The 23,487-nt window shown below is 67.6% G+C and carries 21 protein-coding genes; 11 read left to right on the top strand and 10 right to left on the bottom strand.

Features of this window, described 5'->3' with window-relative positions; all coding sequences use genetic code 11:
* Positions 1-210: 210 nt before the first annotated feature.
* Both ABZ880_RS28150 and ABZ880_RS28155 read left to right on the top strand, forming a co-directional pair.
* On the top strand, positions 211-1,116 hold the full coding sequence (locus tag ABZ880_RS28150) for a LysR family transcriptional regulator (protein WP_361267935.1): 906 nt from the start codon (positions 211-213) through the stop codon (positions 1,114-1,116).
* 88 nt (positions 1,117-1,204) lie between these two features.
* Entirely contained in the window at positions 1,205-1,687 is a 483-nt protein-coding gene (locus ABZ880_RS28155; RefSeq protein ID WP_351472992.1) for an NUDIX hydrolase, read from the top strand.
* Between the two features lie 14 nt (positions 1,688-1,701).
* On the opposite strand, the gene ABZ880_RS28160 is transcribed toward ABZ880_RS28155, so the two are convergent.
* Positions 1,702-3,267: a globin domain-containing protein gene (locus tag ABZ880_RS28160; RefSeq protein WP_361267937.1), complete on the bottom strand. Its 1,566-nt coding sequence runs from the start codon at positions 3,265-3,267 to the stop codon at positions 1,702-1,704.
* A 415-nt stretch (positions 3,268-3,682) separates the two neighbouring features.
* Positions 3,683-4,315, bottom strand: coding sequence for an HAD-IB family phosphatase (locus tag ABZ880_RS28165; protein ID WP_361267939.1), 633 nt, complete (start codon positions 4,313-4,315; stop codon positions 3,683-3,685).
* Positions 4,316-4,511: 196 nt separating this feature from the next.
* On the opposite strand from ABZ880_RS28165, the gene ABZ880_RS28170 reads away from it, so the two are divergent.
* Both ABZ880_RS28170 and ABZ880_RS28175 read left to right on the top strand, forming a co-directional pair.
* Complete coding sequence (locus tag ABZ880_RS28170; protein ID WP_361267941.1) at positions 4,512-5,378, top strand: GNAT family N-acetyltransferase; 867 nt, start codon at positions 4,512-4,514, stop codon at positions 5,376-5,378.
* A gap of 33 nt (positions 5,379-5,411) precedes the next feature.
* Complete coding sequence (locus tag ABZ880_RS28175) at positions 5,412-5,864, top strand: GNAT family N-acetyltransferase (protein ID WP_361267943.1); 453 nt, start codon at positions 5,412-5,414, stop codon at positions 5,862-5,864.
* A 59-nt stretch (positions 5,865-5,923) separates the two neighbouring features.
* On the opposite strand, the gene ABZ880_RS28180 is transcribed toward ABZ880_RS28175, so the two are convergent.
* A complete protein-coding gene (locus tag ABZ880_RS28180; protein ID WP_361267945.1) occupies positions 5,924-7,309 on the bottom strand; it encodes a serine hydrolase domain-containing protein in 1,386 nt (461 codons plus the stop codon).
* A 73-nt stretch (positions 7,310-7,382) separates the two neighbouring features.
* Complete coding sequence (gene dnaB / locus ABZ880_RS28185; RefSeq protein WP_361267947.1) at positions 7,383-8,861, bottom strand: replicative DNA helicase; 1,479 nt, start codon at positions 8,859-8,861, stop codon at positions 7,383-7,385.
* A gap of 461 nt (positions 8,862-9,322) precedes the next feature.
* On the opposite strand from dnaB, the gene ABZ880_RS28190 reads away from it, so the two are divergent.
* Positions 9,323-10,660, top strand: a complete 1,338-nt coding sequence (locus tag ABZ880_RS28190; RefSeq protein ID WP_361267949.1) for an MATE family efflux transporter — start codon at positions 9,323-9,325, stop codon at positions 10,658-10,660.
* 144 nt (positions 10,661-10,804) lie between these two features.
* Here the strand turns inward: ABZ880_RS28190 and rplI are convergent, their stop codons facing one another.
* The 4 genes from rplI to rpsF all read right to left on the bottom strand — a co-directional run bounded on the left by rplI (position 10,805) and on the right by rpsF (position 12,549).
* Complete coding sequence (rplI, locus tag ABZ880_RS28195; RefSeq protein ID WP_250073675.1) at positions 10,805-11,251, bottom strand: 50S ribosomal protein L9; 447 nt, start codon at positions 11,249-11,251, stop codon at positions 10,805-10,807.
* Between the two features lie 18 nt (positions 11,252-11,269).
* Complete coding sequence (gene rpsR, locus ABZ880_RS28200; RefSeq protein WP_003949403.1) at positions 11,270-11,506, bottom strand: 30S ribosomal protein S18; 237 nt, start codon at positions 11,504-11,506, stop codon at positions 11,270-11,272.
* Between the two features lie 81 nt (positions 11,507-11,587).
* Positions 11,588-12,181 carry a single-stranded DNA-binding protein gene (locus tag ABZ880_RS28205; RefSeq protein WP_361267951.1) on the bottom strand — a complete coding sequence of 198 codons (594 nt, stop codon included), beginning with the start codon at positions 12,179-12,181 and terminating at the stop codon, positions 11,588-11,590.
* A 77-nt stretch (positions 12,182-12,258) separates the two neighbouring features.
* Positions 12,259-12,549 (bottom strand): 30S ribosomal protein S6, encoded by a 291-nt coding sequence (gene rpsF / locus ABZ880_RS28210; protein ID WP_005482942.1) that lies wholly within the window; start codon positions 12,547-12,549, stop codon positions 12,259-12,261.
* Between the two features lie 286 nt (positions 12,550-12,835).
* On the opposite strand from rpsF, the gene ABZ880_RS28215 reads away from it, so the two are divergent.
* The 3 genes from ABZ880_RS28215 (at position 12,836) to ABZ880_RS28225 (ending at position 15,593) form a co-directional block, all read left to right on the top strand.
* A complete protein-coding gene (locus ABZ880_RS28215) occupies positions 12,836-13,150 on the top strand; it encodes a hypothetical protein (protein ID WP_361267953.1) in 315 nt (104 codons plus the stop codon).
* A gap of 179 nt (positions 13,151-13,329) precedes the next feature.
* The gene (gene femX, locus ABZ880_RS28220) at positions 13,330-14,451 is read left to right on the top strand and encodes a peptidoglycan bridge formation glycyltransferase FemX (protein ID WP_099930055.1); all 1,122 of its coding nucleotides are present in this window, start codon (positions 13,330-13,332) and stop codon (positions 14,449-14,451) included.
* A 110-nt stretch (positions 14,452-14,561) separates the two neighbouring features.
* Positions 14,562-15,593: an alanine racemase gene (locus ABZ880_RS28225; RefSeq protein WP_361267955.1), complete on the top strand. Its 1,032-nt coding sequence runs from the start codon at positions 14,562-14,564 to the stop codon at positions 15,591-15,593.
* Positions 15,594-15,705: 112 nt separating this feature from the next.
* On the opposite strand, the gene ABZ880_RS28230 is transcribed toward ABZ880_RS28225, so the two are convergent.
* On the bottom strand, positions 15,706-17,214 hold the full coding sequence (locus tag ABZ880_RS28230) for a glycosyltransferase 87 family protein (RefSeq protein ID WP_361267957.1): 1,509 nt from the start codon (positions 17,212-17,214) through the stop codon (positions 15,706-15,708).
* 131 nt (positions 17,215-17,345) lie between these two features.
* Complete coding sequence (locus tag ABZ880_RS28235) at positions 17,346-19,973, bottom strand: transglycosylase domain-containing protein (protein WP_361267959.1); 2,628 nt, start codon at positions 19,971-19,973, stop codon at positions 17,346-17,348.
* Positions 19,974-20,325: 352 nt separating this feature from the next.
* Between ABZ880_RS28235 and ABZ880_RS28240 the strand changes: the two genes are divergently transcribed.
* The 3 genes from ABZ880_RS28240 to ABZ880_RS28250 all read left to right on the top strand — a co-directional run bounded on the left by ABZ880_RS28240 (position 20,326) and on the right by ABZ880_RS28250 (position 23,486).
* Positions 20,326-21,009 carry a PadR family transcriptional regulator gene (locus ABZ880_RS28240; protein ID WP_361267961.1) on the top strand — a complete coding sequence of 228 codons (684 nt, stop codon included), beginning with the start codon at positions 20,326-20,328 and terminating at the stop codon, positions 21,007-21,009.
* Positions 21,010-21,053: 44 nt separating this feature from the next.
* Positions 21,054-22,136 carry an inositol-3-phosphate synthase gene (locus ABZ880_RS28245; RefSeq protein WP_361267963.1) on the top strand — a complete coding sequence of 361 codons (1,083 nt, stop codon included), beginning with the start codon at positions 21,054-21,056 and terminating at the stop codon, positions 22,134-22,136.
* A gap of 87 nt (positions 22,137-22,223) precedes the next feature.
* Complete coding sequence (locus ABZ880_RS28250; protein WP_361267965.1) at positions 22,224-23,486, top strand: MFS transporter; 1,263 nt, start codon at positions 22,224-22,226, stop codon at positions 23,484-23,486.
* Position 23,487: the final 1 nt, after the last annotated feature.

Below are 23,487 nucleotides of genomic sequence, written 5' to 3' on the forward strand. Positions count from 1 at the left end.
CGGTGTCCGGCTACGCACAACGGACGGTCCGAGCCTCCCCCCTCGTGGCTCGGACCGTCCTCGGTTCTGCGCGCGAAGAACCGCGCGAACAAGGCTAGTTGACTCTGTGTCAGTGTCCAATCACAGTAGCGACAGAGACCTATCGACTTATTTATAGTTGGGCCCTGCCTGGGGGCCGGGAGAAGGGCAGGGAACTGGGGAGGGCAAACCATGGATCTGGCCTTGCTGCGCACTTTCGTCACGGTGCACCGGGCCGGCTCCTTCACCCGCGCCGCCGCGCTGCTCGGTCTGTCGCAGCCGGCCGTGACCTCCCAGATCCGCACGCTGGAGCGGCAGCTGGGCCGCCCCCTGTTCCTGCGGCAGGCCCGCGGAGTGACCCCGACGACCATCGGGGACGAGCTCGCACACAAGGCCGCCCCGCATCTCGACGCCCTGGTGGAGATCGCCGAGACCGGCCTGGACGACGAGTCCTCCTTACGGACCCTGCACCTCGCCGGTCCTCCCGAGTTCACCGCCGCACGGGCCCTGCCCGCCCTGACGGAGCTGACCGGCGAGGACGGCCAGGGCTTCGCGCTGCGCGCATCCTTCGGGAACGCCGAGGAGGCCCTGGAGGGACTGGCCGCCGGGCATCATGATCTGGCCATCAGTACAGCCCGTCCGCGCGGCGCCCTGCTCACGGCGACTGCGCTCTGCGACGAGGAACACGTCCTGGTCGCCTCGCCGGGTCGGGCCGAGCAGATCGGCCCCGGGAAGCCGCGCCACAAGGGGGCGCCCGCCCTGGAGGACGTCCCCCTCATCGAGGTGCACGAGTCGCTGCCCTTCGTCTCCCGCTACTGGGCCTCCGTCTTCGACTCCCGGCCTGCCGCCCCGGGCACGGTCATCGTTCCCGATCTGCGCGCGGTCCTGGCCTGCGCCGTCGCGGGCGCGGGGCTCGCGGTGCTGCCCCGCTATCTGTGCCGGGCCGCACTGGAACGCGGCGAGGTCGTCGCCCTGCACGACCCCGCGGTGCCGCCGCTGCGAACGTACTTCCTGGTGGTCCGTACCGGCACGCTCGCGATGCCGCACATCGCGCGGGCTCACGAATGGCTCCTGCGGGCGGCTGCCGACTGGTGCTGACCAGCGCTTTTGCGGCGGTCACGGGGCGGACTCGACCGGTGACACCCCGCGATGTTTCACGTGGAACCAACCGGGCCACATTTCTCCCATGACCGTCCGACCCGTGGTCAAGCGCACCGCTCGTGCCGTTCTGCTGGACGGCGACAACCTGATCCTGATCAAGCGCACCAAGCCCGGTGTCGATCCCTACTGGGTCACGCCCGGTGGCGGCGTCGAGCCCGGGGACACGACCGTCGTCGACGCCCTGCACCGCGAGGTGTACGAGGAGCTCGGCGCCAAGATCACCGATGTGGTGCCCTGCTTCGTGGACACCGTGGAGCACATCGGCGAGGACGGCGGCGCGACCGGCGTGAAGGTGCAGCACTTCTTCGTCTGCCGTCTGGAGTCGATGGACCCGTCCCTGCGGCACGGTCCAGAAGTCGATGAGCCCGCCGGCGAGTACGAGATCGTGCGGGTGCCCTTCACCCGCGTAGGCATCGCCTCCGTCCATCTCGTACCGCTGTCCCTGCGGCACTACCTGGACGGCAATATCGAGGGCGTACGCGCCATGCACGCCCCGGACCTGGGCTGACACCCGGCGGCGCGTCAGCTTCCGGTGACGACGAGCTCCTCCACCGAGTCGTGCCGTATGCGCTCCGACGGAATGCCGATGTTCCTGAGGGCGTCCACACCGCTGCGGATCATGCCGGGCGGGCCCGAGAGATAGGCGTCGTACTCGTTCCACGGCCCGTACTCGCGTATGGCGTCGGGGAGCTGGAGATGGGCCTGTTGGTCGATGATCGCGCGGACCGAGAGCCAGGGGTGGTTCTGCTGGAGCCTGAGCATGGTGTCGATGTCGTACAGGTCGTGGTCGGTGCGGGCGCCGTAGAACACCTCCACCGGCCGCCGTTCGCCGTGCTCGGCGACGTCCTCCACCAGCGCCTTGATGGGGGCTATGCCGGTGCCGCCGCCCAGGCACAGCAGACCGCTGTCCGAGGTGTGGTCGACGGTCATCGAACCGGCCGGTGGGCCGAGGCGGATGATGTCGCCGGGCCGTGCGCGGTGCACCAGGGCGTTCGACACCCAGCCCGCGGGGACGGCCTTCACATGAAACGTCAGCAGGCCGTCGGAGCGGGGTGTCGAGGCGAAGGAGTAGTGCCGCCAGATCCGCGGCCACCACGGCGTCTCCAGACTCGTGTACTGGCCGGCGAGGAAGGGATAGGGCTGGTCGGGCCGGACGGTGAGCACGGCGACATCCGGAGTCCTGAGGTCGTGCGCGACGATCTCGGCGTACCACCAGGCGGGCGCACGCAGTTCGTCCGCGGCTGCGGCGTCGATCATGACCTGCGAGATCGTCGTGTACGCCCGCACCCAGGCCGCCTCCAGCTCGGCATCCCAGATGCCGGAGGCGTACTTGCTCAGCGCGCCGATGAGGCACTCACCGACAGCCGGGTAGTGCTCGGCCCTGGTGCCGTACTTGCGGTGACCGCGGCCCAGGTTCTGCAGATACGCGACAAGGACCTCGGTGTTGTCGATGTGTTCGGCGGCGGTGAGCAGAGCCTTGAGCAGCCGGTCCCGCTGGGTGTCCATGGCAGCCGGGAACAGCGACCGCAGATCTGGGTGGCGGACAAAGAGCAGCGCATAGAAGTACGAGGTGACCTTGTCGGCGATCGGGGCGACCTCGGCCATGGTCCGGCGGATGAGTAGGGCGTCCGGTGACGCCTTCTCTGCCTGGGCATGCACGCCGGCCTGTGGCTGCGGCGCCGACGGAGTGGAACGCTGGCCAGGCACATGCAGGCCGTCCGTGAGCGCCTCCGTGGCCGTCGGTTCCGGCACAGGGGGCTGAGCGGCAGTCTCGGTTGCAACGGGGCGGGCCGAGGCACCGGTCGAGGCGGACGAGGACACTCCTGGGGTCGGGGCGGACCAGCCTGTCTCAGCAGTGAAGGCGAGCTCGGCAGGTCGTGCGGCCTGCGTGGTGTCCTCCGTCGACTGCTCGTCGTCGGTGTCCGTCGTGGTCCGGCCCACCGGGCGCATCGCGGCGAGGCGGCTGCCCTCGGCCGCTTCGCGCCCGCTGCCCGGAGTCGTCGCCGGCTGCGTGTGCGGCGTGAACCAGCCGCCGCCCCCGCCGCCGGAAGTGCCGTTGTCGGCCGACGCGGTGGTCGGAGCGTCCATGGTGTGCCTCGCCTCGAACATCTTTCGGTCGGTCTGCGCACTTCCTTGGTCGGAAGATGCCTGCTTTCCCCCGTAGACGGCTTGCTTTCCCCGTTTCGTTCCGCGGCCAATGCGGCCACATTCAACCCGTATTCGTGATCCGTACGGACAAGTAAGGCGAGAGTGTGACATTGGCCGCAGCGCTCTCACCGCAGCATCCCATCCACGGGGACGCCTCGGCCGCATAACCGAAAATGCGGGTCTTCGATCTCTCCGTCCCGTTAGGCTGCGTTGCCCTGCTCTCGGTCCGCACCGGGTGGGTACATCTCGCGCCCGGAGGCGAACCGGAGTCGACCCTACCGGCCACCGCTCCGATCACAAGTCCCCCTTGCCTCCACCACGAATGTGACAGGGGGCGAACCAACAATTCCCTCAATTACTGGGCGTGGCACACCAATTCATAGGCTTCCCACAGATCCCCGCCCATGTACGAGTGTGTCGCGAGACCGGACAGATGACGGTCCGCATTGACCGCTACGGAGACCGGCACCACACCGAACAGGTCTCTGTCCGACATCGAGTCGCCATACGCAATGCAGTCGGCCCGCGTGACCCCGAACTCTCTGCACAGCCGGTCGGCGATTTCGACCTTGGCAGCGGCACTGAGCACTCCGGCCGGATCCACGGGCTCGGTGAACGGCACTGCGGGAAAACGGGATCCGAACGCCGCGTGCGCTCCCCATCCCGTCAGCCGCTCCACGAAAAAGGAGGGCGAGAGGGATACGACGGCGCAGTAGTCGCCCCGCTCACGGATCTCAGCCCAGACGTCGCGGATGCGCTCCAGCCACGGAGCTCCTTCGAAGGCCGCCGTCACATGCGCCTCGGTGAGATCCGCCCAGAGCGCATACACCTGAGCTGCATACTGCGGCGGATCTATGAGTCCCGCGGAGATCGCCTGATCGAGTGCGACCGTCTCGGCTTCCAGCCCCAGTTGCCGTGAGATCTCCACAGGAGACGAAGTGCCGCGCAGCAAAGTGCCATCGAGATCGAAGAGATGAAGTCTCGCCATAGGACGCGAGGCTAGTGGGACCGACGGCCGACTCCTCACGGCACACCACGGGATGCTCGGCGTTCGCCGGTGTTTCACGTGAAACACCCAGCTACTGTCGGCGCGCTGTGCACCCGGCCATGACATGGCCAAAAGCTCTTGCTTCTCACCGGAAACAGGTGGACGCCGAGGGCACCTGTCGGACAGCCTGACCTGCGTGTCGACTCCTTCCCTCGCTGCTCTCCGCATCCGCCGTCTGACGCCTCGCGATCTCACCGCCTGCGCCGACTTGTCCGAGGACCGGGGGTGGCCGCGTGAGGAACACAAGTGGGGCTTCCTGCTCACGGCCGGGAAGGGATACGGCATCGACGACCCGAACGGTGGCCTGGTGAGCGCCTGTGTCGTCACCGAGTACGGGCCGCAGGAGCGCCCCGATCTCGGAGCCATCGGCATGGTGCTCGTCGCCGAACGGTACGCCCGTCAGGGCATCGGACGTCACCTGATGCGGCACGTCGTCTCGGCGATGGGCAGCACCCCGCTCACGCTGCACTCGACGCCGTATGGCCGCCCCCTCTACGAGGAACTCGGCTTCAAGGTCGCAGGCCGGGCCGAGATGCTGCGCGGACACTTCACGCCCGGCGGGACGGCGCCCGAAGTCGCCACGCGTGCCGCCACGGCCGAAGATCTGACCGCGATCCTCCGGCTCGACGAGGAGATCTTCGGGGCCGACCGCACCCACATCATCACGCGACTGCCCGCCTTCGCCGACCAGTTGCGCGTCGCGGAGGAGAACGGCCGACTCACCGGGTACGCGGCCGCCTGGCCCAACATGGACACCCATGTCGTCGGTCCGCTGATCGCCCGGGACACGGAGACGGCAAAGGCGCTCATCGCCTCGCTCGCCGCACATACCGATCGCCCCGTGCGCACGGACATCGACGTACGGCACGAGGCGCTGCTGGCGTGGGCGAAGGAGCGGGGTCTGGTCTCCGTCGCGTTCAACTCGGTCATGACCTACGGGATCCCGGACCTGCCCGGCGACTGGACCCGGCGATTCGCTCCGCTGACGGTGGCCGCGGGCTGAACTCCCTACAGCCGGCCTCCCTAAGGTGTGACCATGGGAGATCTTGAAATTCGGTCCGTCGAGGCGAACGACGTGCCCGCGATCGTCGCAATGCTCGCCGACGATCCGCTGGGCGCCCAGCGCGAGTCACCGGACGATCTGACTCCGTACTTGGCCGCGTTGGAGCGACTGGCCGCCGACCCGAACCAGCATCTGGTCGTCGCCGTCCGCGACGGCCGTGTCGTCGGCACGCTTCAGCTCACGATCATCCCCGGTCTGTCGCGACGCGGTGCCACCAGGTCGATCATCGAAGGTGTCCGCATCCACGCCGATGAACGCGGCAGCGGTCTGGGCACCCAGCTCATCGAGTGGGCGATCGACGAATCCCGGCGCCAGGACTGCCAGTTGGTCCAGCTGACCTCCGACAAGACCCGCACCGACGCCCACCGCTTCTACGAACGGCTTGGTTTCACGGCCTCACACATGGGCTTCAAGCTCCAACTGTGAGGCCGTGAAACCGAAGCGTCATGTTTCACGTGAAACAGGGGGCCCGTCGGCGACGGTGACTAGCCGATCCCCCGCCATCCGTCCGGGTCCACCCCACCCGGCACAGAAGCCTCCTCGTCGTACGGCTGACGCGTGAACACGAACGATCCGAGGTCCAGGTGGCTCACGGTCCCGTCCGGACGTCGTACGGCCCTCAGGAGCTCTCCGGCGTAGTAGCCCTCGAGTCCGGTCCATGTGCCGTCGCCGTTCTCCCTGAAGCGCGAGCGGCGGCCGCCGCCGGCGAGCGGCTCCAGCGAGACACCTCCAGCGGCCCCGAGACGGAGGGCGAACGCATGCGTTCCCCAGTACCACGGTCCCGCCAACTCCAGTACGGACGGGTCGACTTCGGGCAGTGGCTGCCAGGGATCGGGAATCCGCGGCTCGGCCTCGGCGACGATCCGTACGAGGTCCGCTCCGACGGTGCCCAGCAGAGGGCCGGACGTGCAGTTGGCCAGAACGACGGCCGCGACATCGTCCTCCACGCTGATGGTGAGATTCGCCAGAAAACCCGGCAGTGATCCGGAGTGCCCCACGAGCAGCCGCCCGTCCCGATGCTGGATCTGCAGCCCGAGTCCGTACGTCGCTCCGTCCACGACGTCCGCTGCCTCGGCCGGCGCCGCGGGCGTCCGCATCTCTCTCACGGTCTCGGCGCTCAGCACCCGGTCGTCCCCCTGTGCAAGGAAGGCGGCGAAGCGCGCCAAGTCACCGGTGGTGGACCAGAGTTGACCGGCCGGGGCCATGCGTCCGAGATCCTCGGCGGGTTCGGGCAGCAGGACGTCGGCCCAGGGGTGCACGGCCCAGCCACCCGCATGGGGCGCTTGCGGGTGAGCGCTCGTACGGTCGAGGCCCAGGGGTTCGAGCACTTCACGCCGAAGTACCTCTTCCCACGGTGCCGCGCGCAGCTTCTCCACCAGTGCGCCCAGCACGGTGTAGCCGGGGTTGGAGTAGTGGAAACGACGGCCCACGGGATGCAGAAGGGGCTGCTCGCCCAGGACATCGGCGAGTTCGGGACGCAGGGATCCCGGGGTGCGCTCCCACCAAGGGGCGGGCGACTCCGCCGCCAAACCGCTCGTGTGGGCGAGGAGATCGGCGACGGTGGCCTCCCCCGCACCGGTGCCCGGCACGTACTTCTCCAACGGGTCACCGAGGTCGAGGGCGCCCTCGTCACGCAGTCGCAGTACGAGCACGGCCGTGAAGGTCTTGGTGATCGAGCCGATGCGGTACTGCACGTTCTCGTCCGGCCCGTGCCCGTCCACCGAGGTCCGCGCCCCGTGCCACACCGTCTGTCCGCCGCGCACCAACGCCGCGACCAGCGACGGTGCACGCCCTTCGGCCTGGGCCACGGCGATCCGGTGCAGAAGTGCCCGACGTGTACCGGGAAGCAGCTCTTCCTGAGAAGTCGTCATGCTCCCAGTCCATCCCGCCGGACGCTCGGCCGTCGAGCTCATTTGCCCCGGGGGACGACGCCGGACGGGCCGATCAGGTCTGCGCCATGTCCACGAACCGCGAGTAGTGGCCCTGGAAGGCGACCGTGATCGTCGCCGTCGGGCCGTTACGGTGCTTGGCCACGATCAGGTCGGCCTCGCCCGCTCGCGGCGACTCCTTCTCGTACGCATCCTCGCGGTGCAGCAGGATGACCATGTCGGCGTCCTGCTCGATGGAACCGGACTCACGCAGGTCGGAGACCATCGGCTTCTTGTCGGTGCGCTGCTCGGGGCCACGGTTCAGCTGGGACAGCGCGATGACCGGGATCTCCAGCTCCTTGGCGAGGAGCTTGAGATTACGGGACATGTCCGAGACCTCCTGCTGACGGTTCTCGGCACGCTTGGAGCCGCCGGACTGCATCAGCTGGAGGTAGTCGATGACGACCAGTCTGATGTCGTTGCGCTGCTTCAGGCGCCGGCACTTGGCGCGGATCTCCATCATCGACAGGTTGGGCGAGTCGTCGATGAAGAGCGGTGCGGCCGAGACGTCAGGCATGCGCCGGGCCAGGCGTGTCCAGTCCTCGTCGGTCATCGTGCCGGAACGCATGTGATGCAGAGCGACACGGGCCTCGGCGGACAGCAGACGCATCGCGATCTCGTTGCGGCCCATTTCGAGGGAGAAGATGACGCTCGGCAGGTTGTGCTTGATCGACGCGGCCCGGGCGAAGTCCAGCGCGAGCGTGGACTTTCCCATGGCGGGACGGGCAGCGATGACGATCATCTGGCCCGGGTGCAGGCCGTTGGTGAGCGAGTCGAAGTCGGTGAACCCCGTGGGCACACCGGTCATCTCGCCGCTGCGCGAGCCGATCGCCTCGATCTCGTCGAGCGCACCCTCCATGATGTCGCCGAGCGGCAGGTAGTCCTCGCTGGTGCGCTGCTCGGTGACTGCGTAGATCTCGGCCTGGGCGCGGTTGACGATCTCGTCGACGTCGTCGTCCGCCGCGTATCCCATCTGGGTGATGCGGGTGCCTGCCTCGACGAGGCGGCGCAGGACCGCGCGCTCGTGGACAATCTCCGCGTAGTACTCGGCGTTGGCCGCGGTCGGCACGGTCTGGACGAGCGTGTGCAGATACGATGCGCCGCCGACCTTGTTGATCTCACCGCGCTTGGTGAGCTCCGCGGCGATCGTGATGGGGTCGGCCGGCTCGCCCTTGGCGTAGACGTCGAGGATCGCTTGGAAGATCGTCTCGTGCGCCGGCTTGTAGAAGTCGTGACCCTTGAGGATCTCGACGACGTCCGCGATGGCGTCCTTGGACAGGAGCATGCCACCGAGGACGGACTGCTCGGCATCGAGGTCCTGCGGCGGGACGCGCTCGAAGGAGGTGCCCCCACCCTCCCACTCGCCGTTGTCCCGGCCGCGGTCGTGCTGGTCCTCCCGCCCCCGGCCCCCCTCGCCGCGTCGGCGGGAGGCAGGAAGACGATCGCTTGGACCACTGTCGGCCCACGGGTCGTCCAAGGGCTCGGAAATACTCACCGAGCCACCTCCTCCCGTCCGCCGCCGAGCGGACCTAGCCGTGCCATCTTTTCTACGGCACGGCACTGACAAATGAGAGGCCCAACTCCGGTTCTGGCACGTCGGTTTTCTGATGGTTTCCCGGCCGACGCGGGGAGTGGGCGCCGGACCACGTTAGGCCTGCGGGCACCGTCAGCCAATCTGGTTATCCACAGGCCATGTGGACGACGGCCCGGATGCTGTGGAGAACTCCGCAAAACCTGTGCACGACACGGTGGACAGCCCTGTGAACAAGCCTCGCCGCTTTCGGAGACACCCACCTTGACCTGCAACTTTCCCGTCCACCGGCTGTGCAGAAGAAAAACTTCCCCAGTCGGACCAAGATCCCTTCGAACGGCACGCGAAAGAGCACACGACGACGAGGGAGGTAAGGACCAAAGACATATTGCATCTCTTACCTGTGGACGATTAGATTGATGCTCATGACACAGGCTCCCGCGATCCCCAAGGCCACCCGACGGCAGCACGATCGCGAGATCGTCGCCCTGGCCGTCCCGGCCTTCGGCGCACTCGTCGCCGAGCCTCTCTTCGTCATGGCCGACAGCGCGATCGTCGGTCATCTCGGCACGGCACAGCTCGCCGGACTGGGCGTCACCTCAGCCCTCCTCACGACGGCGGTCAGCATCTTCGTCTTCCTCGCCTACGCCACCACGGCAGCCGTCGCCCGACGCGTCGGCGCCGGCGACCTCCAGGCCGCCATACGCCAGGGCGTCGACGGCATCTGGCTGGCACTCCTTCTCGGCGCCGCCGTCATCGCCTTCGTCCTCCCCACGGCACCGTTCCTTGTGGAACTCTTCGGGGCCTCCGACACGGCCGCCCCGTACGCGACCACATATCTGCGCATCTCCGCCCTCGGCATCCCCGCCATGCTCGTGGTCCTCGCCGCGACCGGTGTCCTGCGCGGCCTGCAGGACACCAGGACACCGCTCTACGTCGCCGTCGCGGGCTTCGTCGCCAACGCCGGCCTCAACGCCGGTCTGGTCTACGGCGCCGACCTCGGCATCGCGGGCTCCGCCTGGGGCACCGTCATCGCGCAGTGCGGTATGGCCGCGGCCTATCTCACCGTGGTCGTCCGCGGAGCCCGCAGGCACGGCGCCTCACTGCGCCCCTACGTGGCGGGGATAAGGGCCTCCGCACAAGCCGGCGTGCCCCTGCTGTTCCGTACTCTCTCGCTGCGAGCCATCCTGATGATCGCCACCGCCGTCGCCGCCCGCCTCGGCGACGCCGACATCGCGGCACACCAGATCATTCTTTCCCTGTGGAGCCTGCTCGCCTTCGCCCTCGACGCCATCGCCATCGCAGGTCAGGCCATCATCGGGCGCTATCTCGGAGCCGAGGACTCCCAAGGTGCCCGTGATGCCTGCCGCCGCATGGTGCAGTGGGGAACCGCGGTGGGCATCACGCTCGGCGTGCTCGTGGTGATCGCCCGGCCGGTGTTCCTGCCGCTGTTCACCAGCGATGGCTCAGTGAAGGACGCTGCCCTGCCCGCCCTGCTCGTAGTGGCCCTCTCCCAGCCGATCTGCGGCGTCGTCTTCGTCCTGGACGGCGTCCTGATGGGAGCGGGCGACGGGCCGTATCTGGCCTGGGCCATGGTGGTCACCCTTGCCGTCTTCACCCCGGTGGCGCTGCTCATCCCGACACTCGGCGGCGGCCTCACCGCCCTCTGGGGCGCCATGACGCTGATGATGGCGGTGCGCATGCTGACACTCTGGGTGCGGACACGCTCGGGTCGCTGGATCGTCACGGGCGCAATCCGCTGACTGTTTCACGTGAAACCGACGTTTCACGTGAAACATGCGCGCCGTCGCACCAAGCCCGAGCACGAACGGCTGGGACACGAAGAAGGGGCCGCACCCACGACGGGCACGGCCCCTTCTCTCAGCCGTTCAAGCCGAGCGCGGCGATCAGGCCGCGACAACCTCGATGTTGACCTTGGCGGCAACCTCGGGGTGCAGACGCACGGACGTCTCGTGGGCGCCCAGGGTCTTGATCGGCGAACCGAGCTCGATGCGACGCTTGTCGACCTCGGGGCCACCCGAAGCCTTGATCGCGGAAGCGATGTCAGCCGGGGTGACGGAGCCGAAGAGGCGGCCGGCGTCGCCGGAGCGGACGGCCAGGCGGACCTTGACGCCCTCGAGCTGGGCCTTCACAGCGTTGGCCTGCTCGATGGTCTGGATCTCGTGGATCTTACGAGCACGACGGATCTGCTCGACGTCCTTCTCGCCACCCTTGGTCCAGCGGATCGCGAAGTTCCGCGGGATCAGGTAGTTGCGAGCGTAACCGTCCTTGACGTCGACGACGTCGCCCGCGGCACCGAGGCCGGAGACCTCGTGGGTGAGGATGATCTTCATGTGTCGGTCACCCTTCCCTTATCGCGCGGTGGAGGTGTAGGGCAGCAGCGCCATCTCACGGCTGTTCTTGACGGCCGTGGCGACGTCACGCTGGTGCTGCGTGCAGTTGCCGGTCACGCGGCGGGCACGGATCTTGCCGCGGTCGGAAATGAACTTCCGCAGCATGTTCGTGTCCTTGTAGTCCACGTACGTGACCTTGTCCTTGCAGAAAGCGCAGACCTTCTTCTTAGGCTTGCGCACAGGCGGCTTCGCCATGGTGTTTCTCCTGTGTGATCAAGAAGTTTGGGTGCGACCCGCCCTCGACCGATCAAGCCCGGCAACCCGGGCCCGAAGGGCTTAGAAGGGGGGTTCGTCCGAGTAGCCGCCGCCACCGCCGCCGCCGGAGTTTCCACCCCAGCCGCCGCCACCGCCGCCGCCCTGGTTGCCACCGGCGGGAGCGCCGGTCGCCCACGGGTCGTCGGCGGGAGCGCCGCCGCCCTGCTGACCGCCGCCGGAGCCACCGCCCCAGCCGCCGCCACCCTGGCCGCCACCGCCGCCGTAACCGCCTTGACCCTGCCCACCGCGGCCGGCGGTCTTGGTGACCTTGGCCGTGGCGTTGCGCAGGCTGGCGCCGACTTCCTCGACGTCCAGCTCGTAGACCGTGCGCTTGACGCCCTCACGGTCCTCGTAGGACCGCTGCTTCAGCCGGCCCTGCACGATGACGCGCATGCCTCGCTGGAGCGACTCGGCGACGTTCTCCGCCGCCTGACGCCAGACCGAGCAGGTCAGGAACAGGCTCTCGCCGTCCTTCCACTCGTTCGTCTGACGGTCGAAGGTGCGGGGAGTGGACGCGACACGGAACTTCGCGACCGCCGCACCGGAAGGGGTGAAGCGCAGCTCGGGGTCGTCGACAAGATTGCCGACGACCGTGATGACGGTCTCGCCTGCCATGGGGAACCTCTCGGCGGGTTTGCTCTGGCTGCTTGGTTGCTGCTACTCGAATCCCGAGATCAGCTGAGCGGGAGAGCTCAGTGGGTCTCGGGACGGAGGACCTTGGTCCGGAGGACCGACTCGTTCAGGTTCATCTGGCGGTCGAGCTCCTTGACGACCGCAGGCTCGGCCTGCAGGTCGATGACCGAGTAGATGCCCTCGGGCTTCTTCTTGATCTCGTACGAGAGACGACGACGGCCCCAGGTGTCGACCTTCTCGACCTTGCCGTTGCCCTCACGGACGACGGAGAGGAAGTTCTCGATCAGGGGGGCGACAGCGCGCTCCTCCAGATCGGGGTCGAGGATGACCATCACCTCGTAGTGACGCATGTGGAACCCACCTCCTTTGGACTCAGCGGCCACGGTCGTTCCGTGGCAGGAGGGTTGTGATGCGTACGCAACGGTATCGGTCGCCACTGACAACCGAGAGTCGACGAGCGACATCTTCGGTCTGGCCTGGGCGTATCCCTGGCTCTGCCTGGGCAGACACCGGTGCAGACGGTACAGAGTACCCGCACACCGGCTTCCGGTTGAAATCCGGCCGCGGGGACCGTCAATCTGTACACATCGGGTGTGTATGGCGCTACGATGCGCCGCCTTTCGCAGGAGGTGCCCCATGGCACAGGCATTGCGACCCAACACCGTCGGAGGCCTCTTCGCCACGGACGGAAAGTCCCACCCTCTCCAGGACACGCTGCTCGCGGTGACCCTGGTGCTCGGTGTGACGGCGTTCGTGACGGGCTTCTTCCACAGCCTGCACCTGCTCAGCTCCTGGACCGGCCTGGTGGGAGTCCTCACCGGCGCGTACGGCCAGTGGATCTCGGAGACGACCCGCGAGCGCTTCGGACTCATCCTGGGTCTCGGCGCCTCCGGGGTCGGCTTCTTCCTCGGCATGGCGCACGGCGGCCTCTTCGGCGGGGTCATCGGCTGACGCCAGGGACACCGTTTCCCGAACTTCACATAAAGGACTACGGAACGCCTCGGCGGCCCCCGGGCCGGGGCGCAGGTTCCGTACGCCCAGCCGGGGCGCTCGCAAGGCGCAGTAGGCTTCGGCGCGAGAGCCGGAGCCCCTGTACCCATGGGGACACACCAGCCCGAGGAGCGCCCCGAATGAGCCTGACCCTGAGGACGATCAGCCGCGAGCAGCATCTGGCGTACATCCAGAGCCTGCCCTCGGCGAGCCACATGCAGGTTCCGGCCTGGGCGGACGTCAAGGCGGAGTGGCGCTCCGAGAGTCTTGGCTGGTTCGACGAGCGCACCGGCGAGATGGTCGGCGCGGGCCTCGTCCTCTACCGCCAACTGCCCAAGATCAAGCGCTACTTGGCCTATCTGCCCGAGGGCCCGGTCATCAACTGGTTCGCGCCGAATCTGACGGAGTGGCTGGAACCGATGCTCGCGCACCTCAAGCAGCAGGGCGCCTTCTCCGTGAAGATGGGCCCGCCGGTGATCATCCGCCGCTGGGAGGCCGGCTCCATCAAGCAGGGCATCCAGAACCCGGACGTGAAGCGGCTGCGCGACATCGAGGCCGATTTCATCGAGCCGCGTGCCTTCGAGGTTGCCGACAAGCTGCGCCGGATGGGCTGGCAGCAGGGCGAGGACGGCGGGGCCGGCTTCGGCGACGTACAGCCCCGCTACGTCTTCCAGGTGCCGCTGGCTAACCGCTCCCTGGAAGAGGTCCACAAGAACTTCAACCAGCTGTGGCGCCGCAACATCAAGAAGGCCGAGAAAGCCGGCGTCGAGGTCGTCCAGGGCGGCTACCAGGACCTCGAGGAATGGCAGCGGCTGTACGAGATCACGGCCGTGCGCGACCACTTCCGGCCCCGCCCGCTGTCGTACTTCCAGCGCATGTGGACGGCCCTCAACACCGAGGACCCCAACCGCATGCGGCTGTACTTCGCCCGGCACAACGGCGTGAACCTGTCGGCGGCGACGATGCTGATCGTCGGCGGGCACGTCTGGTACTCCTACGGTGCCTCCGACAACATCGGCCGTGAGGTCCGGCCCTCGAACGCGATGCAGTGGCGGATGCTGCGTGACGCCTACGCGCTCGGCGCGACCGTCTACGACCTGCGCGGCATCTCCGACTCGCTGGACGAGACCGACCACCTCTTCGGCCTGATCCAGTTCAAGGTGGGCACGGGCGGTCAGGCGGCCGAGTACCTCGGTGAGTGGGACTTCCCGCTCAACAAGCTGCTCCACAAGGCGCTCGACATCTACATGTCGCGGCGCTGAGACCCACCGGCCCCGGCCGTTTGCTTCGATTGCTTCGACAAGTCCGACAGCCTCGTTCGCTTCCATACCTTTGATACACCGCAGCCACGAGAAAGGTTCCAGGTCCGGCCATGGCGCTCACGCTCTACGTCGACACCGCGCGCTGGCGTGCGCACCACAAGCACGTGCAGGACCAGTTCCCGGGGCTCGTCCCGGTCTGCAAGGGAAACGGCTACGGCTTCGGGCACGAGCGGCTGGCGGAGGAGGCCACACGGCTGGGCTCCGACATCCTCGCCGTCGGCACCACCTACGAGGCCGCGCGCATCAAGGACTTCTTCGGCGGAGACCTGCTGGTGCTGACGCCGTACCGCCGTGGCGAGGAGCCCGTCCCGCTGCCCGACCGGGTCATCCGCTCGGTGTCGTCCATCGACGGCGTGTACGGCCTCGTGGGAGCCCGCGTGGTCATCGAGGTGATGTCCTCGATGAAGCGGCACGGCATCAGCGCCCAGGACCTCCCGCAGCTGCACGCCGCCATAGAGAACGTCCGTCTCGAGGGCTTCGCCATCCACCTGCCGCTGGACCGCACGGACGGCTCGGACGCCGTCGAGGAGGTCATCGGCTGGATGGACCATCTGCGCGCGGCCCGGCTGCCGTTGCACACGATGTTCGTCAGTCACCTCAAGGCCGAGGAACTCCACCGGCTGCAGCAGCAGTTCCCGCAGACCCGTTTCCGCGCCCGCATCGGCACGCGGCTGTGGCTGGGGGACCACGAGGCCACCGAGTACCGCGGGGCGGTCCTGGACGTCACGCGCGTCGCCAAGGGGGACCGCTTCGGCTACCGCCAGCAGAAGGCGGCCTCCGACGGCTTCCTGGTGGTCGTGGCGGGCGGTACGTCGCACGGGGTGGGTCTGGAGGCCCCGAAGGCACTGCACGGCGTCATGCCGCGCGCCAAGGGCGTCGCCCGGGCCGGTCTCGCCACGGTCAACCGGAACCTTTCTCCCTTCGTCTGGGGCGGCAAGCAGCGCTGGTTCGCGGAACCGCCGCACATGCAGGTCTCCATCCTGTTCGTGCCGTCGGACGCCCCCGAGCCGAAGGTCGGCGAGGAGCTGGTGGCCCATCTGCGGCACACCACCACGCAGTTCGACCGGCTCGTCGACCGCTGAGCGACACGCAGACCGCCGAAAGGCCGTACACGGAACCTTCCGTGTACGGCCTTTCGCTTGAGCCGATGCGGCCTCTACGTGGTTCGGCTACGGCCGCCCACACCGTGTTCGCTCAGAGCGAACTGTCCGTGGACGACGCCGTTCCGGGATTGCCCCACTCCACCTGCGACCCCTCGAAGTAGGCCGCGTGCCGCGGTGGATGAGACGCCGCGCCGAGGACGAAGACGTCCTCCGCCCCGTCCAGCACGCCCCCTGACGGGTCGTCGTCGCCGGCCCGGCGTACGGGATCCCGCTCCGGCATCAGGATGTCGCGCACGACGACGACGCACAGGTACAGCGTCCCCAGCAGATGCACGCCGATCGCCCAGTGGTAGCCGTCCTGCGGCAGTCCCTTGTGGGCGTCGCCGCTGGTCGTGTACGCGAGGTACAACCAGATCCCGAGGAAGTACGCGACCTCGCACGCCTGCCAGATCAGGAAGTCCCGCCACTTGGGCCGGGCCAGCACGGCCAGCGGGACCAGCCACAGGACGTACTGCGGTGAGTAGACCTTGTTGGTGAGGATGAACGCCGCGACGATCAGGAACGCGAGCTGCGCGAACCGCGGGCGGCGTGGAGCGGTCATCGTGAGCACCGCGATACCCACGCAGCAGAGCACCACCAGCGCCGTGGCGAGGTTGTTCACGGTGTCGGTGGTAAGGGGGTCGGTCGAGTTCTGGGCCATGATCAGCCAGAAGGACCCGAAGTCCACGCCCCGGTCGTGGCTGAACTTGTAGAACTGCGACCAGCCGTCCCAGGCGAAGAGCATCACCGGCAGGTTCACGACGAGCCAGGCGACGATCGTTCCGCTCAGGGCCTTGCCGAAGTCCCTCCACTTGCCCGCACGCCAGCACAGCAGGAACAGCGGGCCGAGCAGGAAGACGGGATAGAGCTTGGCGGCCGTGGCGAGCCCCAGGAGGACTCCGAAGGCCACGGAGCGGCCCCGGGACCACATCAGCATCGCTGCGGCCGTCAGAGCGACCGCCAGCAGGTCCCAGTTGATGGTGGCGGTCAGTGCGAAAGCGGGCGCCAGGGCGACCAGCAGACCGTCCCAGGGCCGCCGGGCGTGCGTACGGGCCACGCACACGGCGATGACGGCCGTGCACACCATGAGCATCCCGGCGTTGACCATCCAGTACCACTGTTCCTGGTCCTGGATGCTGCCGCTGCCCGGCGTGAGCCAGGAGGCGACCTCCATGAACACACCGGTCAGCACCGGGTATTCGAGGTACGGCATGTCGCCGGACAGCTTGTCGAAGTACGGCACGAGACCGTCGGCGAAACCGCGCCCCTGATAGAGGTGCGGGATGTCCGAGTAGCACGCCTTCGTGTACTGCGAGCTGGCTCCGAAGAACCAGGCGCCGTTGTAGCAGGGCGCCTTCTGGACGAGGCCGAGGGCGAACATGCCGATCGCGACGAGCGCGACGACCCTGACGGGAGTCCACCAGGACGTCCCGAGCAGGGCGCGCCGCCCGAGGGGGCCGCCGATCAGCTCGCTGCCGGACCTGGCGACCTCGTCCTCCTTGGTCGGCCGCACCGGGTCCGGCTCGTGCACGCTCGCTTGCGTCGATTCTGCGCTGGGCATGCCGCACATCCTGCCGTACATGTCTAGGAATACGCCGAGGGCCGCCGCACCCACTCAGGTGCGGCGGCCCTCGTTTCACGTGAAACATGTGGATGTTTCACGTGAAACACCCGTGCTGGGCATTTGGACGGCTAGCCGGTCGAGCCTCCGAAGAGACCTCCATTGCCGTTCCCTCTGGTGTTGCCGTTTCCGGATGTCTCCGTGGCCGTCGGTGTCGACGTCACGCCTCCGTCCGTCCCTCCGGTGTCCGTGCCACCTGTGTCGGTGCACTGCCAGCTGAACTTGCAGGACTCGCTCGCCGTGGGCGTCGGGCTCGTGAGCGTCTCACTGGGCGTCGGAGTCGGCGTCGGGCTCGTCAGCGTCTCACTGGGCGTCGGAGTCGGCGTCGGGCTCGGGACGTCGTTGATGACCTCGCCGATGGGCTCGGGTGTCGGGAAGTTCTTCGGCTGCGTACCCTGCAGCGCCTCTTCCATGTAGTCGTGCCAGATCTGCGCCGGGAACGAAGCACCGTGGATCTTCTTCTGGCCGCCCGTTCCGTACATCTCCAGGAAGGTGCGGTTCTTCTTGGTCTCGTCGTCGTCATACCGGAACATCGTGATCGACGTGGACAGCTGCGGGGTGTAGCCGACGAACCAGGCGGACTTGTTGCCGTCGGTGGTACCGGTCTTGCCGGCCACCTGCCGTCCGGGCAGTTGGGCGTTGGTACCCGTGCCCTTCTCGACCACGGTCCTCAGCACGTCGGTGACGTTGTCGGCGACCTTCGGGGTGAACGCCTCAACGGGCTTGTCCTCGTGCGTGAAGACCGTGCCGTCCTTGCTCGTCACCTTCGTGACGGAGAACGGATCATGCCGCTCACCGCTGGCCGCGAAGGTGCCGTATGCCCCCGCCATGCGGATCGCGCTCGGGTCGGAGATACCGATGGAGAAGGACGGGTAGTTGGTGCCCGCCAGGCTGTCCTTCTTGAGGCCGGCGTCCATCGCCGCCTCCTTGACCTTGTCCAACCCGACGTCCATGCCGAGTTGCACGAAGGCGGAGTTCACCGATTCCCGCATCGCCTCACGCAGGGTGATCCGGTACTTGGGCGGAGTGCCGTACGACTCGTTGCCGTCGTTGGTCTGCAGCCACTCCTCGCCCTTCTCGTTCTTCCAGGTCGTTTTGTCGTAGTCCTGGATCTTCAGCTTGTTCTTGCCGCTGTACAGGCTCTGTGGCGAGACCTGGGTGCGCTCGTCCTGCGCCTGCTCCGTTCCAAGGCTCGGGTCCTTGACACCCCACTTCATCGCCGCGGCGAGCACGAACGCCTTCATGGTCGAACCGATCTGGGCGCCGGTCACGTCAGCGTTGTTGGTGAAGTGCTTGGTCGCGTCCTCACCGCCGTAGATGGCCTTGATGGCACCGGTCGTCGGCTCGACGGAGGCGCCGCCGAACTGGACGTGGGTGTCCGTCTTCGGGCGCTCCTTGGGCTTGATGTTGGTCTTCTGGACGTTCTCGACCGACTTCTCGAGCTCCTTGACCTTTTTCTTGTCAAAGGTCGTGTAGATCGAATAGCCGCCCCGCTGCAGGTCGTCGGCGGAGATGGTCGTGTTGTTGACCAGGTACGCCTTGGCGAGGTCGACGAGGTAGCCGACCTGACCGCTCAGTTCGTTGTTCGAGCGCGGGTTCTGCCATTTGGGGAGCTTGGTGTACTTGGCGCGATCCGTGGCGCTCAGATGGCCGTACTCGACCATCTTGTCCAGGGTGTTCTGCATCTGCGCCAGGGCCCGCCTGCTGTTGGCCTGGGGAGTGGCGGACGCGTCGAGGGACGTCGCACCCGCCGGGTCGTAATACGTGGCGCCCTTGAGCATCGCGGCCAGGAAGGCACACTGGCCGGCGTTCAGGTCGACGGCGTCCTTGCCGAAGTACGCACGCGCGGCCGCCTGGATTCCGTAAGCCCCGCGGCCGTAGTACGCGGAGTTCAGGTAGCCGGCCATGATCTCGTCCTTCGACTTGGTGGTGCCCACCTTGATCGAGACGAAGATCTCCTTGAACTTCCGCGAGATCGTCTGGGACTGGTCGTCCAGCATCGCGTTCTTCACGTACTGCTGCGTGATGGTGGAGCCACCCTGCGTCTCACCGCCCCTGGCCATGTTGAACATGGCGCGGGCGATGCCCTTCGGGTCGATGCCGCTGTCGGTGTAGAAGGTCTTGTTCTCCTGCGAGATGACGGCGTACTGCATGTTCTTCGGGATCTGCGAGAGGTTGACGATCTGACGGTTCGTCTCACCACCCGTGGCGACCATCTCGCTGCCGTCGGACCAGTAGAAGACGTTGTTCTGAGCCTTCGCGGTCTTCGCGAGGTCCGGAACACCCACCATGGCGTAGGCGATGCCTGCGACGGCCACGACGCTGCCGAAGAACGCGATGAACAGGCCGGCCACCAGCTTCCACGACGGCAGCCAGCGCGCCGCGCCGTACTTGCCCGCCCGCGGATAGTCGATGATCCGCTTCTTGCCGGGAGGCGCCGCGCGCCCCCGGCCCCGGACGGGTTCGGGCGCTCTGCGGCGACCGCCCCCACTTCTCTGTGCCGCGCGGCGGGCTTCGGCACGGCCGCCGTACGGCCGTTCCTCGTCAGTCGACCCCTGGCCCAGTCCGTAATCGGCCGGGGACCCGGTGGCGCCTCGCGGTGCCGCGCGGCGGCCGGAGGACGAGCCGGACTGGCCGCGTCGGGCCGCGGCACGTCCGCCTCCCTGCGGCTGCGGCGGTTTGCGACGGTGCTCGCTCATCGAACGACTACTCCTCGGGCAGGCGCACCTTTGCGCGCCTGGAAACGGCGGCTGGTTTCCGGTCCCCCCGAAGTACGGATGTGGTCGATCCCGCATTCATCCGTACAGCACCTGGGACGCCGACGCCCCCTCGCGTCACTCGGCTCCCGGTGGTGTGCATGGCGCACAGACTACGCACCGTCAAACCACACCGAGCTTCGAAGTTCACCCCAAAACAGGCAACTTGCCTCGGATGAATAAGTGATGTGATCCCGTTCACCGTCTCCCCACTTGTCGCATCCGGAAGGCCGTTCTATCGTCGTGATGTATCGAGTCGATACATCGGAGCGAGATAAGACGAGGAGGCGAGGGGATGAGCCGGCGTTCCGGGATCCTCGAATTCGCCGTACTCGGCCTGCTCCGCGAGTCCCCGATGCACGGCTATGAGCTGCGCAAGCGGCTCAATACATCACTGGGTGTGTTCCGTGCCTTCAGCTACGGGACGCTCTACCCGTGCCTCAAGACGCTGGTCGCCAACGGCTGGTTGATCGAGGAGTCGGGGAACGCTCCTGAGGACGCACTCGCCGCACCACTCGCAGGACGACGCGCCAAGATCGTCTACCGGTTGACGGCGGAAGGTAAGGAGCACTTCGAGGAACTGCTCTCGCAGACGGGCCCGGACGCGTACGAGGACGAGCACTTCGCCGCCCGCTTCGCCTTCTTCGGGCAGACGTCGCGCGACGTACGCGTGCGGGTGCTGGAAGGCCGCCGCAGCCGGCTGGAGGAGCGTCTGGAGAAGATGCGCCTCTCCTTCGCGCGTACCAGGGAGCGCCTCGACGACTACACGCTTGAGCTCCAGCGCCACGGGATGGAGTCCGTGGAGCGCGAAGTGCGCTGGCTGAACGAGCTCATCGAGAGCGAGCGGGCCGGACGGGACCTTCGTGGTTCCGCCTCCGGGGGGCCCGCTGAGCATGACAACACCAATGGAGCGCCGGGCGTCCTGCCCCGGCCCGGGGACACCCCCGGTCCGGATACGCCCGACGACACCGCCACGTGAGAGCCCAGTCGGGGCCTCACTCGTACACACAGGGAGCAACCGGAATGGGTTCGGTTCGCGTAGCCATCGTCGGTGTGGGCAACTGCGCCGCGTCGCTGGTGCAGGGAGTCGAGTACTACAAGGACGCCGACCCGGCGTCGAAGGTCCCCGGCCTGATGCACGTCCAGTTCGGCGACTACCACGTTGGTGACGTCGAGTTCGTCGCCGCCTTCGACGTCGACGCCAAGAAGGTCGGCCTCGACCTCGCGGACGCGATCGGCGCCTCCGAGAACAACACCATCAAGATCGCCGACGTGCCCACCACCGGTGTCACGGTTCAGCGCGGCCACACCCTCGACGGCCTCGGCAAGTACTACCGCCTCACCATCGAGGAGTCCGCCGAGGAGCCGGTCGACGTCGTCCAGGTCCTCAAGGACAAGCAGGTCGACGTCCTCGTCTGCTACCTGCCCGTCGGCTCCGAGGACGCGGCGAAGTTCTACGCCCAGTGCGCCATCGACGCCAAGGTCGCCTTCGTCAACGCCCTTCCGGTCTTCATCGCTGGCACCAAGGAGTGGGCGGACAAGTTCACCGCGGCGGGCGTCCCGATCGTCGGTGACGACATCAAGTCGCAGGTCGGCGCGACCATCACGCACCGTGTGATGGCGAAGCTGTTCGAGGACCGCGGCGTGGTCCTGGACCGCACGATGCAGCTGAACGTCGGCGGCAACATGGACTTCAAGAACATGCTCGAGCGCGACCGCCTCGAGTCCAAGAAGATCTCCAAGACGCAGGCCGTCACCTCCCAGATCCCCGACCGGGACCTCGGCGAGAAGAACGTCCACATCGGCCCGTCCGACTACGTCGCCTGGCTCGACGACCGCAAGTGGGCGTACGTCCGCCTCGAGGGCCGCGCCTTCGGTGACGTCCCGCTGAACCTGGAGTACAAGCTCGAGGTCTGGGACTCCCCGAACTCCGCGGGTGTCATCATCGACGCCCTGCGCGCCGCGAAGATCGCCAAGGACCGCGGCATCGGCGGCCCGATCCTGTCGGCCTCCAGCTACTTCATGAAGTCCCCGCCGGTCCAGTACTTCGACGACGAGGCCCGCGAGAACGTCGAGAAGTTCATCAAGGGTGAGGTCGAGCGCTAAGCGCTGACAAAACTGCTCCTGCCAGGGCGTCGAGGGTCCCCGGGGTGTACACCCCGGGGACCCTCCCCGTATGTGAGGCTGTGCCCCATGGCCGTCGTCCGTGACCTGTGCGTTCTGCTCCGCTTCCGGAACTTCCGACGACTGCTCTCCGTGCGGCTGCTCTCCCAGGGCGCCGACGGTGTCTACCAGGTTGCGCTCGCCGCCTACGTCGTCTTCTCACCGGAGAAGCAGACCTCGGCCACCGCGATCGCCTCCGCAATGGCCGTCCTGTTGCTCCCGTACTCCCTCGTAGGCCCTTTTGCCGGCGTCCTCCTCGACCGCTGGCGCCGCCGCCAGGTCTTCCTCTACGGCAACCTCCTGCGCGCCGTGATGGCGTCGGCAACGGCCGTTCTGATCCTCAGTCACGTCCCGGACTGGCTCTTCTACGTCTCCGCGCTGTGCGTCACCGCCGTCAACCGCTTCGTCCTGGCCGGACTGTCCGCCGCGCTGCCACGCGTCGTCGACGACGAACGCCTGGTGATGGCCAACTCCCTTTCCCCGACAGCCGGTACGCTCGCCGCGACCGCGGGCGGCGGGCTCGCCTTCGTCGTACGGCTGGTGGTGGCGGACTCCGACGCCGCCGTGGTGCTGCTCGGCGCCGTCCTGTACCTGTGCGCGGCACTCGCCTCACTGCGCCTGGCACCGGAACTGCTGGGGCCGGACGCCGAGTTGGTACAGCCGAAGCTGACCATTGCACTCGCCGGAACGGCCCACGACCTCACAGCGGGTGTACGTCACCTCGCCTCTCCGCCACGCCGGGCGGCCGCGTGGGCGCTCGCGGCGATGACCCTGATGCGGTTCTGCTACGGCGCCCTGCTGGTGATGCTGCTGATGCTGTGCCGGTACGCCTTCTCCTCCAACACGGACGACGGATTGCGCCTGCTGGGGCTGGCGTTGGGGACTTCCGCCGCCGGCTTCTTCGCGGCGGCCGTGGTGACCCCCTGGGCGGCGGGTCGACTCGGCCCGATACGCTGGATCGTCGTGTGCGCCGCGGCTGCAGCGGTCCTTGAGCCCGCCCTCGGCCTCCCGTTCGCCATCGCCCCCATGCTGGTCGCGACGTTCGTCCTCGGCCTGACCACCCAGAGCGCGAAGATCGCGACGGACACGGTCGTGCAGTCCTCGGTCGACGACGGCTTCCGCGGGCGCATCTTCTCCGTTTACGACGTCCTGTTCAACATCGCCTTCGTCGGCGCCGCCGCGGCGGCCGCGCTGATGCTCCCACCTGACGGCCGCTCAGTGACGCTGGTGGTCACAGTTGCCGTTATCTACGGGGCAGTTGCTGTGGCTATGGCCCGCTTTGAACGTCGGTAAG

This window comes from Streptomyces sp. NPDC047043, from assembly GCF_040644055.1.
Classification (GTDB): Bacteria; Actinomycetota; Actinomycetes; order Streptomycetales; family Streptomycetaceae; genus Streptomyces.